This is a genomic window from Dyella solisilvae (genome assembly GCF_003351225.1).
In the GTDB taxonomy this organism is placed as follows: Bacteria; Pseudomonadota; Gammaproteobacteria; order Xanthomonadales; family Rhodanobacteraceae; genus Dyella; species Dyella solisilvae.
The window spans coordinates 1,043,940-1,057,951 of the sequence record NZ_QQSY01000002.1 but is presented as its reverse complement, the minus strand read 5'-3'; the positions used below and the strand labels follow the sequence as shown (position 1 = coordinate 1,057,951).

Annotated in this window: 9 protein-coding genes; 5 read left to right on the top strand and 4 right to left on the bottom strand. The window is 65.2% G+C overall.

What is annotated here, in order from left to right; all coding sequences use genetic code 11:
* Window positions 1-4: 4 nt before the first annotated feature.
* From DVT68_RS11775 to glnA, 3 genes are all read right to left on the bottom strand, one after another.
* Window positions 5-778, bottom strand: a complete 774-nt coding sequence (locus DVT68_RS11775) for a formylglycine-generating enzyme family protein (protein ID WP_233523439.1) — start codon at window positions 776-778, stop codon at window positions 5-7.
* Window positions 778-2,307: a copper-containing nitrite reductase gene (nirK, locus tag DVT68_RS11770; protein WP_114825233.1), complete on the bottom strand. Its 1,530-nt coding sequence runs from the start codon at window positions 2,305-2,307 to the stop codon at window positions 778-780. The genes DVT68_RS11775 and nirK overlap by 1 nt, the downstream gene beginning before the upstream one ends.
* A gap of 359 nt (window positions 2,308-2,666) precedes the next feature.
* Complete coding sequence (gene glnA / locus DVT68_RS11765) at window positions 2,667-4,082, bottom strand: type I glutamate--ammonia ligase (RefSeq protein ID WP_114825232.1); 1,416 nt, start codon at window positions 4,080-4,082, stop codon at window positions 2,667-2,669.
* Window positions 4,083-4,458: 376 nt separating this feature from the next.
* On the opposite strand from glnA, the gene DVT68_RS11760 reads away from it, so the two are divergent.
* Window positions 4,459-5,253: an undecaprenyl-diphosphate phosphatase gene (locus DVT68_RS11760; RefSeq protein ID WP_114825231.1), complete on the top strand. Its 795-nt coding sequence runs from the start codon at window positions 4,459-4,461 to the stop codon at window positions 5,251-5,253.
* 622 nt (window positions 5,254-5,875) lie between these two features.
* On the opposite strand, the gene DVT68_RS11755 is transcribed toward DVT68_RS11760, so the two are convergent.
* Entirely contained in the window at window positions 5,876-6,826 is a 951-nt protein-coding gene (locus DVT68_RS11755; protein ID WP_114825230.1) for a LysR family transcriptional regulator, read from the bottom strand.
* Window positions 6,827-6,971: 145 nt separating this feature from the next.
* Between DVT68_RS11755 and DVT68_RS11750 the strand changes: the two genes are divergently transcribed.
* The 4 genes from DVT68_RS11750 to DVT68_RS11735 all read left to right on the top strand — a co-directional run bounded on the left by DVT68_RS11750 (window position 6,972) and on the right by DVT68_RS11735 (window position 13,979).
* A complete protein-coding gene (locus DVT68_RS11750) occupies window positions 6,972-8,168 on the top strand; it encodes an efflux RND transporter periplasmic adaptor subunit (protein WP_114825229.1) in 1,197 nt (398 codons plus the stop codon).
* A gap of 261 nt (window positions 8,169-8,429) precedes the next feature.
* A complete protein-coding gene (locus DVT68_RS11745; protein ID WP_114825228.1) occupies window positions 8,430-11,630 on the top strand; it encodes an efflux RND transporter permease subunit in 3,201 nt (1,066 codons plus the stop codon).
* A gap of 109 nt (window positions 11,631-11,739) precedes the next feature.
* Window positions 11,740-13,221 carry an efflux transporter outer membrane subunit gene (locus DVT68_RS11740; protein ID WP_114825227.1) on the top strand — a complete coding sequence of 494 codons (1,482 nt, stop codon included), beginning with the start codon at window positions 11,740-11,742 and terminating at the stop codon, window positions 13,219-13,221.
* A complete protein-coding gene (locus tag DVT68_RS11735) occupies window positions 13,218-13,979 on the top strand; it encodes an SDR family oxidoreductase (RefSeq protein ID WP_114825226.1) in 762 nt (253 codons plus the stop codon). Before DVT68_RS11740 ends, DVT68_RS11735 begins: the two co-directional genes overlap by 4 nt.
* The last annotated feature ends 33 nt before the right edge of the window (window positions 13,980-14,012 follow it).

Genomic DNA, 14,012 nt, shown 5'->3' with positions numbered 1-14,012 from the left:
ACCCTCACTTGGGCCTCGCGCAGCGGAAGCCCATGTTGTTTGTGGTGTCCGCAGCCTTCAGGGCCGACAGCATCGCCACTCGCATCAATGTGGCGTAGTTTTCCTTCTCGCGCAGATTGGCGGCGCCGGCGCCGCAGAAGCGCAGCTTGTCAGCGCCATCCTGGTCGCGGTTGTCGCCGCTCACCAGCAGCGCGTTGAAATCGTCCACCCATTCCCAGATCAGCCCATTGAGGTCGCGCACGCCGTGAACATCCGGATCGCCCCCGACCAGGGGGAGCGCGGTGTTGGACGGTCGCGTGTACCAGCTGAGTATCCGATCTCGCCAGGCGGGATCGCCGCGGGCATCGGGGCGGTGTGCGTCGGCCGCGGCCGCGAACTCCCACTCATACCAGGTCGGTAGCCGCGCCTGCTCACTCTGGCAAAAGGCTTGCGCAGCGAACCAGCTGACCCGGGTTACCGGTTGCCGCGGCAGCGCATCGGCGCCCAGCGTGTCGGGGCTGGCCCAATGTGAGAGGTATTGGCCATCGGCGAACACCGAGGCCACGCGGTCGCGCCGCCACTCCGGATGCGCGGTGACGAACGCCAGGAACTCGGCGTTGGTCACCGGCTCGGTGCGCAAGCGGAACGGCGCGATCTGTGCGGGCGCGGTCTTGTTGTCGGCGGCGATCACACTGGCGAAGCTGCCGCCGGGCAAGGGCACGTAGTTCGCCGCCAGCGACGGCGCCGCCGCGCCCAAGCCCACGATCAACCACGCCCAACGCATCACGAACGTTCCCATCAGTGTCCTGCGGCGGGAGCCGGCGGCCCCGCAGCTCGTACCTTGGCCACCTCTTCCTTGCTGATCTGCCCACCCGGGTTACCCCAGCTGTTCAGTACGAAAGTGAGGATGTTGGCCACTTCGTCGTCGGTGAGCTGGCCCATCGGCGGCATCACCGAGTCGTAGTCCTTGCCGTTGACGGTAATCTTCCCGGTATGGCCGTGCAGCGGAATGCCGATCAGGTCTTCCTTGCTCAGCTTGGCCAGGAAATCCGATTTCGCCAGCGGCGGGAACACGCCCTCCAGACCCTCGCCATTGGCCTGGTGACAGACCGAGCAGGTGCCGGTAAACAGCTGCTTGCCGGCGGCGATCTGTTCGTCCTTGCTCAGCGTGCCGGTGGCGTGCGCCTGGGCGGCGACGGCCACCGCCTGCAGGTTCGGTTCGGCGCGATCACCCAGGTACACCGCGTCCACTTCCTTGCCCGAATAGATCGCCTTGTTCTCCGGCCCGTCCACCTTGAGGATGCCCAACGCGCCCTTGTTGAAGGCGCGGAAGATCGAGTGGTCGACCAGCACGTAGCTGCCCGGTACGCGCACATGGAACTCGGCCATCATCGCGCCGCCGGCAGGGATCAGCGTGGTCTGCACATTTTCCTGCGCGTGCTTGCCACCTTCGTAGTAGACCTTGTCGAAGATCGCTCCGATCACGTGGAAGCTCGACACCAGGTTCGGGCCGCCGTTGCCGACGAACAGACGCACCGACTCGCCGACCTTGGCGGTCAGCGCGTTGTCACCGGTGAGTGATCCCTCGTGGCCGTTGAACAGCACGTAGGTCGGATGCTCGTCGATGGCCTTGTCCATGTCGAATGGCTGGTGGCCTTTCTCGCGGTACTTGCCGGTGGTGTAGAAGTCACCCTGCATGATGTAGTACTCGTGATCGACCTTCGGCAGGCCTTCCGGCGGCTCGATCAGGATCAGGCCGTACATGCCGTTGCCGATATGCATGCCCACCGGCGCGGTCGCGCAGTGGTAGACGAAGATGCCGGGATTGAGCGCCTTGAAGGTGAACTGGCTCTCGTGGCCCGGCGCGGTGAAGCTCGACGCGGCGCCGCCACCGGGACCGGTGACACCATGCAAGTCGATGTTGTGCGGCATCTTGCTGGTCGGCGAGTTCTTCAGATGGAACTCCACCGTGTCGCCCTGGCGCACGCGGATGAAGCTGCCGGGCGTGGTGCCGCCGAAGGTCCAATAGGTGTAGGTGACGCCTTCGGAGATCTCCATGTCTTTCTCGATCACTTCGAGATCGACAATGACCTTGGCCGGATAATTTCGATTGATCGGCGGCGGCACGTTCGGCGGCACGCCGAGTACGGCATGGATGGGCTCGCCCTGCGGCGGGCCGAAATCGCCCGGCGTGGTTGAAGCCTGGGAGGCCGAAGCCTGGGTCTGGCCCGCCGCGGCCGGCGTCGCCGCATCGCCCGCAGGTTTGCCCGAACAGGCGGCCAACGCCAGAACGCACCCAAACGACAGGATGGTCGTAAGCAGTTTCATGGTGGTATCCCCTTTCGGCGCAACAGTCGCGCCGGCCGGGGCATTCCCGATAGGCGTCGACGACGAGAATGCGGCTAATCAAAAATCAGCTTGTCACGCCTACCGTGAGTAACCCGTCAACATTCAGCGACTAGACTGGCGGCGGCATCCATGGGTCGACCGCGGACGGCAAGGCCCGTGCACCACTGGTTTTAGCGCGCACCTGGCCGGCGCGCTCCAGGTATGAATGGCGCTGTCGAAGCCCTTCCGGCGGACTGCCATTGGGTCAGTCATGTCACGTCTCTACGGCGCCACCGTTGCCGCCACAAAAAAACGGGCGCCGAAGCGCCCGTTCTTCCTTCCCACCGGGTGGGTCGCGATCAGATCGCGTAGTACATCTGGAATTCCAGCGGATGGGTGCTGGCGCGGTACGCGGTGACTTCCTTCATCTTCAGCTCGATGTACGCATCGATGAAGTCGTCGGTGAACACGCCACCGGCCTTGAGGAAGTCGCGGTCCTTGTCCAGCGATTCCAGCGCCTGGTCGAGGCTGGAGCACACCTGCGGAATGTTCTTCTCTTCTTCCGGCGGCAGGTCGTACAGGTCCTTGTCGGCCGGCGCGCCCGGGTCGATCTTGTTGATGATGCCGTCGAGGCCGGCCATCATCAGCGCGGTGAACACCAGGTAGCCGGAGTTCATCGGGTCGGGGAAGCGCACTTCGATGCGGCGGCCCTTCGGACTCGACACGTACGGAATGCGGCAGCTGGCCGAGCGGTTGCGGGCCGAGTAGGCCAGCATCACCGGCGCTTCGAAGCCCGGCACCAGGCGCTTGTAGCTGTTGGTGGTGGAGTTGGCGAACGCGTTGATCGCCTTGGCGTGCTTGAAGATGCCGCCGATGTACCACAGCGCGGTCTGCGACAGGCCGCCGTACAGGTCACCCGCGAACAGGTTGTTGCCGTCCTTCGACAGCGACTGGTGCACGTGCATGCCGCTGCCGTTGTCGCCGACGATCGGCTTGGGCATGAAGGTGACCGTCTTGCCGTTCTGGTGGGCGACGTTCTTGATGACGTACTTCATGGTCATCAGTTCGTCGGCCTTCTTCACCAGCGTGTTGAAGCGCGTGCCGATTTCGCACTGGCCGGCATTGGCCACTTCGTGGTGGTGCACTTCAACGACCTGGCCCAGCGACTCCAGCACCTTGCACATGTCGGCGCGCAGGTCGCCCAGCGAGTCGACCGGGCTGACCGGGAAGTAGCCGCCCTTCACGCCCGGACGGTGACCGGTGTTGTTGTCCTCGTACTTGTAGCGCGAGCTCCACGCGGCTTCCTCGGAGCCGATTTCGTAGAACACGCGGCCCATGTCGTTCTGCCAGCGCACCGAGTCGAAGATGAAGAATTCCGGCTCCGGACCGAAGAAGGCGGTGTCGGCGATGCCGGTCGACTTCAGGAACGCTTCGCCGCGCTTGGCGATGGAGCGCGGGTCGCGGCCATAGGCCTGCATGGTCGACGGCTCGAGCACGTCGCAGTGCAGGACCATCTGGGTGTGCGAGCTGAACGGATCGATGTAAGCGGTTTCCGGATCCGGCATCAGGATCATGTCGGACTCGTTGATGCCCTTCCAGCCGGAGATCGACGAGCCGTCGAACATCTTGCCGTCCTCGAAGGTGCCCTCGTCGATAGCGTGGGCCGGGAACGTGGTGTGGTGGTGCTTGCCGAGCATGTCGGCGAAGCGGAAGTCGACGAATTCGACTTCGTGTTCCTGGATCAGATCGAGCACTTTCTGGACGGCGGACGACATGGACAACCTCGGCGGGCTAATAGATGAGGAAAACGACAAGCGTCTGAGCAAGGCTTGTGCCAAGCTGACGGTTCTTTGTACATCAACAAGTTAGGCTATCACGGACGATCGTGGAGCAAATGTGTTGCACGATCATGAAGCGTACACTAGCACCATGATGGTGCAATACACTTCATGCTCGCCTTTGATGCGCAAGCAGAAATCCAGCGTCGTCCTGGCAAGCCCCCGAAGGCGCTGAATCACTGCTTCGCTGGGGATGACAGGATCAAAGGCGCACAACCCTCCGGCTGCGCCCCAAAAACGCCACTCAAGTCCCCTAAGCTATGCCGCTTTGCGCCGGCATGGAACCGGCGCCGGCCAACTTTCTGGAGATTTCGTGAGCGACCTGATCAACGTCATCCTGCTCGGCATCGTCGAGGGCATCACCGAGTTCCTGCCCATCTCCAGCACGGGCCACCTGCTGATCGCCGAGAAGTTCGGGCTCGGCGCGCGCTCGGACCTGTTCAACGTGGGTATCCAGGCCGGCGCCATCCTCGCGGTGACCTTCATCTACTGGAACCGCATCTGGCAGTTGTTCACCCAGTGGCGGGACCCGGCCAACCGCGACTACCTGGCCAAGCTCATCGTGGCCTTCCTGATCACGGCGGTGCTCGGCTTCATTGCAGTGAAGCTCGGCTTCAAGCTGCCCGAGGCGGTGACGCCGGTGGCGTGGGCGCTGGTGATCGGCGGCGTGTGGATGCTCGCGGCCGAACGCCTGGCCGCACGCCAGCCCGATCGCAGCGAGGTGACCTGGCGCGTGGCGATCCTGGTTGGCATCGCGCAGATGATCGCCGGCATCTTCCCGGGCACGTCGCGTTCGGCCGCCACCATCTTCACGGCCATGCTGGCCGGCACCAGCAACCGCGCAGCGGCCACCGAGTTCGCCTTCCTGGTGGGTATTCCCACCATGTACGCGGCCAGCGGTTACGAGCTGCTCAAGGTGGTCAAGGAAGGCGGCGTGCACGAAGACTGGACGGCGCTGATCGTGGGCTTCCTGGTCTCGGGCATCGTGGGCTTCATCGCGGTGAAGTGGCTGCTGGGCTATATCCGCTCCCACCGTTTCACGCCGTTTGCGATCTATCGCATCGTGCTGGGTATCGCGTTGTTGTTGCTGGTGCCGGCGGGCGCGTGAGCTAACGCGCCCATCTTCGTCGCAGGAGAGCATCTGTGGCGCGACAGCCTGTCGCCTCGGTCTTCGGTTTCGTCGTCCCGGCGTAGGCCGGACGGAGCGCGAAGCGCGGAGAACGCCCGAAGGGCGGCCCCGAAGGGCGGCCCCGAAGGGCGGCCCCGAAGGGGCGAGCGAAGCGAGTCACCCAGTCGCGTCAGTCTCCGGTTGTCGCGTTCCCGCCGGCGTGCCGCCTACGCGGCGGGCGTTTCGATCCCCTGCCGGCGCTCGAGTCACTTTTCTTTGCTGGCCCAAAGAAAAGTAACCCAAAGAAATGGCCTTCAGAGCCAGGGCTCGTGGCGATATGGGGAATAGAGCCTGACGACTGGCGCAAGCCGGATAAGTTACTTGCTACCTCGAACGGTGCGGCTACACCGCAACGCGCCGTTGCCAAGAGGACTTAAAGCAACTCCCTTCTTCGCCTCGCTTCGTGACTTCTCCCTCTCCCCTCCGGGGAGAAGGCCGGGGCATTGCCACTTTCACAGTGACATAGCCACCTCTACGATGGTTAGGGGCGGGTGCTCGCGACAGCGCCGCCTACCTTTCGCAACGGAACGTCATTGCGGAGCGCACTCAGCTTCGCCAACCCTCACGCGCTCAACCGCTCCTGCACCGCAGCCACCGCCGGCTTCTTGTGCTTGCCCGGTTCGTTGGTCTGCTCGAACACCTCGCGTACCCACTCGATGAAGGCCTGCACGCGGGCCGACAGGTGCTTTTTCTGGGGGTAGACGATCCATACCGGCTTGCCGGTGGAGATGGTGTCGGTCATCACCAGCTCGAGCTTGCCGAAGTCGAGCATGCAGGAAGCGATGACGTGGGGGGCCTGGGTGATTCCCAACCCCGATACCACCGCCTGGATCACCGACTCGGCGTCGTTGATCAGCATGTGGGCGTCGATGTCGATCCCGACCTGCCCGCTGGGCGTGTCGAACTGCCACTGCCGCGGGCGGCCGTTGGGCTGAATGTAGTTGATGCAGCGATGGTTCTTCAGGTCTTCGATGCTCTGCGGGGCGCCGTGCCGGGCGAGGTAGTCCGGGGAGGCGATGATTACGTTGCGCAGGTAGCCGATCTTGCGCGCGATCAGGCTGGAATCCTCCAGCGGCCCGACCCGCACCGCGCAGTCGATGCCTTCCTCGTTGAGGTCGTACGGGTAATCGCACATCGACAGCTCGAGCCGGATGTCCGGGTAGCGCTGCTCGAATTCGGCCAGGCGCGGGATCAGCACCGTGCGGCCCACGGAAGCCGGAGCGCCGATGCGCAACTTGCCGGTGGGCTTGCGCGCGGCATAACCGAGCGCCTCGGTGGCCTCGGCGAGATCGGCAAGGATCTCCTTGCAACGCGCATGGAACGAGGCCCCATCGTCGGTCAATCGTAACGATCGGGTCGATCGGAACAGCAGGCGGGCGCCCAGCTGTTCCTCCAGCCGCGACACGGCGCGGCTTACCCCCGAGGGGGTCATGCCCAGTTGGGCGGCGGCAGCGGCGAAGCTCTTGGCCTCGACCACGCGGACAAACGCGGAGATTGCGGCAAAGTCTTCCATAGGCCCGTTTCTTACCTCATTCGTGACTGGCAGTCACTATTGCGTTGCACAAAAAGGTATTTATTGAACTATATCGTACACCTATTCTCTCGAGCCTGTCCGCCGGGGTACCCCGACCCCGATGGGATCATTCTGGGAGCGCGACATGAAAAAACGATGGATCCTCGCCATTCTCACCCTAGCCGTGGTGGGCGGCAGTTGGGCCCTGCTGGGCCATAGCAGCGACACCCACGCCCAGGCCGGCCCACCGCCGCCACCCGCAGTCACCGTGGCCCAGGTGCTGGTGCGCCCGGTCGACGACGCCGACGAATTCACCGGCCGCCTGCAAGCAGTCGACACCATCCAGCTGCGCCCGCGCGTCAGTGGATATGTGGACTCGGTGCACTTCACGGAAGGGGCGATCGTTCGCAAGGGCGACCTGCTCTTCCGCATCGACCCCCGCCCCTACCAGGCCGAAGTCGACCGCCTGAGCGCCAACCTCAGCCAGTCGAAGTCGGAACAGGCGCTGGCCCAGTCCAACGCCGAGCGTGCCGAACGCCTGCTCGAGCAGCACGCCATCGCCAAGGAAGAAGCCGAGCGCGAGGCCACCGCGGCGCAGAGCGCCAAGGCGCAGGTCGCCTCGACCACGGCGGCGCTGGACGCCGCACGACTCAACCTCGGCTTCACCGAAGTCCGTGCGCCGATCGACGGCCGCGTGAGCAATGCACTGGTCACCCCCGGCAACCTGGTCACCAGCAACGATGTGCTGACCAGCGTGGTGAGCATCGACCCGATCTATGCCTACTTCGATGTGGACGAGCACAGCTACCTGAAGTTCGATCGCCTGCGTCGCGAACACGGCGGCTCGCCGGACATCTCGATGGCGCTGGCCGACGAGCAGGGCTTTCCGCACACCGGCCGCGTCGACTTCGTCGACAACCAGTTGCGCGCCGGCAGCGGCACCATCCGCCTGCGCGCGGTGTTCGACAACGCCGATTCGCGCTACACGCCGGGACTGTATGTCCGCATCCAGTTGCGCAGCGACAGCCGTACGCCGCGTGCACTGGTCGACGATCGCGCCATCGCCACCGACCTCGGCAACAAGTTCGTCTACGTGATCGACAAGGACCGCAAGGTGGAATACCGCCGCGTGGTCACCGGTCCGCTGCTCGACGGGCTGCGCGTGGTGACGGAAGGCCTGGACGCCAAGGACACCGTGGTCGTCAGCGGCATCCAGCACGTGCGCCCCGGCGTGGAAGTGAACCCGACCAAGGTGGCGATGGAGACCCGCAGCCTGGATCCGAACAAGCAGATCGCCATGGCGGGTAGCAGCGGTGGGAAGAACGCTGCGCAACAGAAATAACGGCTTTTAGCCCGTCATTCCGGCGCAGGCCGGAATCCAGTAGCGATACCGCATGAAGGTATAGGCACGTATCACGACTGGTTCTGCTGGATCCCGGCCTGCGCCGGGATGACGGGTTGGAAAAGTGAACGGCAAGAAATGAATGCCCTATCTCGTTTGAGAAGAGGGCCAGGGCCGGCTTGTCCCCGCATTTCGCGAACAAGCCTTCCCAAGTCCCCGCCTCGCGCGGGAATGGCGCCAAAGCGCAACAGGACGAACGCAATGAAAATCGCCCAATTCTTCGTGGACAGGCCGATTCTGGCCGGCGTCCTTTCCGTGCTGATCCTCATCGCGGGCAGCATCGCGCTGTTCAAGCTGCCGATCAGCGAATACCCCGAGGTGGTGCCGCCGACCGTCGTCGTGCGCGCCAGCTATCCCGGCGCCAACCCCAAGGTGATCGCCGAGACCGTCGCCACGCCGCTGGAAGAACAGATCAACGGCGTGGAAGGCATGCTGTACACCAGCTCGCAGTCGACCAGCGACGGCGCGATGACGCTCACCGTCACCTTCGCGCTGGGCACCGACCTCGACAACGCGCAGGTGCAGGTGCAGAACCGCGTGTCGCAGGCGCTGCCGCGTCTGCCTGAGGAAGTGCAGCGCCTGGGCGTCACCACCCAGAAGAGCTCGCCCGACCTCACCATGGTGGTGCACCTGATCTCGCCGGATAAGCGCTACGACATGCTCTACCTGTCGAACTACGCGCGCCTGCACATCAAGGACCAGCTCGCGCGTCTCGACGGTGTCGGCGACGTGCAGATCTTCGGCGCGGGCGAGTACAGCATGCGCGTGTGGCTGGACCCTGAGCGCCTGGCGTCGCGCCAGCTCACCACCGGCGACGTGGTGCATGCGATCCAGGAACAGAACGTGGCCGTGGCTGCGGGCGCGCTCAATGCGCCGCCAGGGCCGAACAACTCGGCCTTCCAGCTCAACATCAACACGCAGGGTCGCCTGATCACCGAGGAGGATTTCCTCAACATCATCGTGCGCAAGGATGCCAATGGTTCCTTCACGCACCTGCGCGATGTCGCCCGCGTGGAACTGGGTTCCAACAACTACGCGCTGCGCAGCCTGCTCAACAACCAGCCGGCGGTGGCGCTGCCGATCTTCCAGCGCCCCGGGTCCAACTCGATCCAGATCTCCGACGAAGTCCGCGCCCTGATGGCGGACCTGAAGAAGGACTTCCCGCAGGGCGTGGACTACCAGATCGTCTATGACCCGACCATCTTCGTGCGCGGCTCGATCGAGGCGGTGGTGCACACGTTGTTCGAAGCGATCGCGCTGGTGGTGCTGGTGGTGATCCTGTTCCTGCAGACCTGGCGCGCCTCGATCATCCCGCTGGTGGCGGTGCCCGTGTCACTGATCGGCACCTTCGCGGTGATGCTGCTGGCGGGCTTCTCGCTCAACGCGCTGTCGCTGTTCGGCCTCGTGCTGGCCATCGGCATCGTGGTCGACGACGCGATCGTGGTGGTGGAGAACGTCGAGCGCCACATCGAGCACGGTCTGTCGCCGAAGGAAGCCACGCGCAAGGCGATGAACGAGGTAACCGGGCCCATCGTGGCCACGGCGCTGGTGCTGTGCGCGGTGTTCGTGCCGGCTGCGTTCATCAGCGGCCTCACCGGCGAGTTCTATCGCCAGTTCGCGCTGACCATCGCCATCTCCACGGTGATCTCGGCATTCAACTCGCTGACCCTCAGCCCGGCATTGGCCGCCCTGCTGCTGCAGGAACGTGGCGCCCCGAAGGACAAGCTCAGCCTGTTCATCGACCGCGCGTTCGGCTGGGTGTTCCGCCCGTTCAACCGCCTGTTCGTCAGCGGCGCGAACCGCTACGTCAGTGGCGTGAAGCGCATCCTGCGCTCCAGCTCGATCGCACTGATGATCTACGGCGGTCTTGTTCTGCTTGGCCTGTTCGGATTCGCCCACGTGCCGACCGGTTTCGTGCCGGCGCAGGACAAGCAGTACCTGGTGTCCTTCGCGCAGCTTCCCGATGCCGCTTCGCTCGACCGCACCGAGGATGTCATCCGCCGCATGAGCGATGTCGCGTTGAAGCAGCCGGGCGTGGAAAGTGCGGTGGCGTTCCCGGGCCTGTCGATCAACGGCTTCACCAACAGCACCAACTCCGGCATCGTGTTCGTGACGCTCAAGCCGTTTGAGGAGCGCCGTGACGCCTCGCTGTCGGCCGGAGCCATCACCGCCGCGCTGAACCAGAAGTACGCGGCGATCCAGGATGCCTATATCGCGGTGTTCCCGCCGCCGCCCGTAATGGGGTTGGGCACCATCGGTGGCTTCCGCATGCAGATCGAGGACCGCTCGGATGCCGGCTTCGAGGAGCTGTACAAGCAGACCCAGGGCCTGATCCAGGCCAGCAGCAAGGTGCCCGCGCTGGCCGGCCTGTTCTCCAGCTATCAGGTCAGCGTGCCGCAGGTCGACGCCGACGTGGACCGCGAGAAGGCCAAGGCGGAGGGCATTGACCTGTCCGACGTGTACCAGACCATGACGGCCTACCTCGGCTCGCTCTACGTCAACGACTTCAACCGGTTTGGTCGCACCTACCAGGTCAACGTGTCCGCCGAGCCCGGCTTCCGCCATGAGCCGCAGGACATCCTGCAACTCAAGACGCGCAGCGCGAGCGGCGAGATGGTGCCGCTGGGGTCCTTCCTCACCGTGCGTCAGGGCGTGGGCCCGGATCGCGTGCAGCACTACAACGGCTATCCGACCGCGGAGATCAACGGTGGTCCGGCGCCGGGCTTCAGCAGCGGTCAGGCGCAGGAGGCGATCGAGAAGCTTGCGCACGACAACCTGCCCAACGGCATGTCGTTCGAGTGGACCGAGCTGACCTATCAGCAGATCCTCGCCGGCAATACCGCGGTGCTGGTGTTCCCGTTGTGCGTGCTGCTGGTGTTCCTGGTGCTCGCCTCGCTGTACGAGAGCCTGTTGCTGCCGCTGGCGGTGATCCTGATCGTGCCGATGGTGCTGCTGTCCGCCATCTCGGGCGTGTGGATCTCCGGTGGTGACAACAACATCTTCACCCAGATCGGCCTGATCGTGCTGGTGGGCCTGGCGTGCAAGAACGCGATCCTGATCGTGGAGTTTGCCCGCGAAGCGCAGATCATCGAAGGCATGGACCGCGTGCAGGCCGTGCTGGAAGCCGCTCGCCTGCGACTGCGTCCGATCCTGATGACCTCGTTCGCTTTCATCATGGGCGTGGTGCCGCTGGTGACCTCGCACGGCGCCGGCGCGGAGATGCGCCACGCGATGGGCGTGGCGGTGTTCGCCGGCATGCTGGGCGTCACCTTCTTCGGTCTCATCTTCACTCCGTTGTTCTACGTGCTGGTGCGCGGCTGGGCGGAACGCTCGAGCGAACGCCGCCGCGCCCGCAAGGCCGCGCGCCTCGCGCAGGCCAGCAACCTCATTGAGGAGCATTGATATGTCCTTCTTCAAGAACTTCACCAACGCGCTTCTCCCTCTTCCCTACGGGGAGAGGGCTGGGGTGAGGGGTCAACCTGGCGACTCGCTTTCAGCTGGCGTCGGCTTCATGGACCTGGCCGCAACCACGGCACACGCCTGCCGACCGCTCTCTGCACGCACCAAAGCCAAGCGAGCCACGGCGATCGCCGCCGCCATCATGCTGTCCGGCTGCGTCAGCGTCGGCCCCGACTATCACGCGCCGCAGGAGCAGCCGCTGGCCATGCAGGGCGTCAACGCCACGCACGAGTCCACGGAAGGCTTCCAGGCCGACTGGTGGAAGCAGTTCAACGACCCCACGCTCAATGGGCTGATCCAGCGAGCGGCGGCCAACAGTCCGGACCTGAGGATCGCCTATGCGCGCCTGCGTGAATCGCGCGCGCTGCTGGGCGTGGCCAAGTCGCAGCAGATTCCCGACGTCGAAACGGTCGCCAACTACTCGCGCAGCCGCGGGCAGCAGCCGGGCTTCACCGACCAGCGCACCACCGTCACCAGCTACCAGGCGGGTTTCGACGCCAGCTGGGAAATCGATCTGTTCGGTGGCATCCGCCGTTCGGTGGAGGCGGCCGGCGCCGACGCCGGCGCCAGCGAGGCGTCGTTGCAGGATGCGCAGGTGACGCTGTTTGCCGAGGTGGCCCGCTACTACTTCGACCTGCGCGGCGTGCAGCTGCGCATCGACGTGGCCAACCGCGACATCGAGAACCAGCGCGAGTCGCTGCGCCTGATCCATGCGCGCTCCGACATCGGCACCGGCTCGGAGCAGGACGTGGCCAGCGCCACCGCGCGGCTGAAGTTCGTGGAAGCGCAGCTGCCCACGCTGCAGACACTGGCGCAGAACGACACCGCCCGCCTGGCGGTGCTGCTGGGTGAGCGCCCGGGTGAACTGGACGTCGACCTGTCGCCGCAGGGCTTCAAACCCATCGACGTCGCGCTTGCCATCGGCAACGCAGGCGACGTGCTGGAGCGCCGCCCGGACGTGCGCGTGGCCGAGCGCGAACTCGCCGCCGCCAACGCGCGCATCGGCGTGGCCAAGGCCGACTACTACCCACATATCTCGCTGGGTGGCTTCCTCGGCTTCCTTGCCGGTCGCAGCAACGACTTCGGCGGGCCTGCGTCGCGCGCCTGGTCGATTGCGCCCAGCATCACCTGGTCGGGACTCAACGTGCAGCGCGTGCGCTCCAACGTCCATGCCAGTGAGGCGCGTGCTGACGAGGCGCTGGCCAACTACCAGCGCACCGTGTTGCAGGCGGTCGAAGACGTCGACAACGCGATCGTCGGCTACAACCTGCAGCGCGATCGGGTGCTGAAGCTCGAGGACCAGGTGACCAACAGCCGCCACGCCGCCGACCTCGCGCGCATCCGCTACCAGGAGGGCGCCGCCGACTTCCTGCAGCTGCTGGATGCCGAACGCACCCAGCTCGAGGCCGAGGATTCGCTGGCCGATGCACAGGCCGCGATCAATGTGCGGGCGGTGTCGGTGTACAAGGCGCTGGGGGGTGGCTGGCAGGCCTGCGCCAGCGAGCGTTGCGACCAACTGGCCGCGGCGCCATGAACGCGGTGACGTTTCCGGGGAGGCCGCACCGTCGCCGCGAGGCGCCCGACCCGGAACCGTCGCAACGGGTGGCGCTGGTGAGCGGCGGCAATCGCGGGCTGGGTTTCGAGGTGTCGCGGCAACTGGCGCAGCTGGGCATGACCGTGCTGCTCGGCGCCCGCAGGCCTTTGGCCGGTGAGAAGGCCGCCCGGCAACTGCGCCGCGAAGGTGGTGCGGTGATCCCGGTGAAGCTCGACGTCACCTTGACGCGGGATATCGAGGAGCTGGTCGCGCGCATCGATGCCGACTACGGCCGGCTCGACATCCTGGTCAACAACGCCGGCGCGTATTTCGACATCGACAGCCAGGCCTCTTCGGTGGACCTGGGCATCGTGCGCCAGGCGCTGGAAACCAACCTGCTCGGCGCCTGGCAACTTACCGAGGCCATGCTGCCGCTGATGCAGCGCCACGGCTACGGCCGCATCGTCAACGTCTCCAGCGGCTGCGGCGCGATGGACAGCGAAGGCACAGGCTGTCCCGCCTATCGCGTGTCCAAGGCCGCGCTCAACAGCCACACGCGCCTGCTTGCTGGTGAACTCGCCGGCACCGGCATCCTGGTCAACGCCGTATGTCCCGGCTGGGTCGCCACCGACATGGGCGGCCACGGAGGCCGTCCCGTCGCCGATGGCGCGGCGGGCATCGTATGGGCCGCCACCCTGCCCTCGCGCCCGGCCGTCAACGGTGGATTCTTTCGCGACCGGCAGCGCATCGATTGGTGATCACGAGTACTGCGGTATGCAGCGATTCTTGAT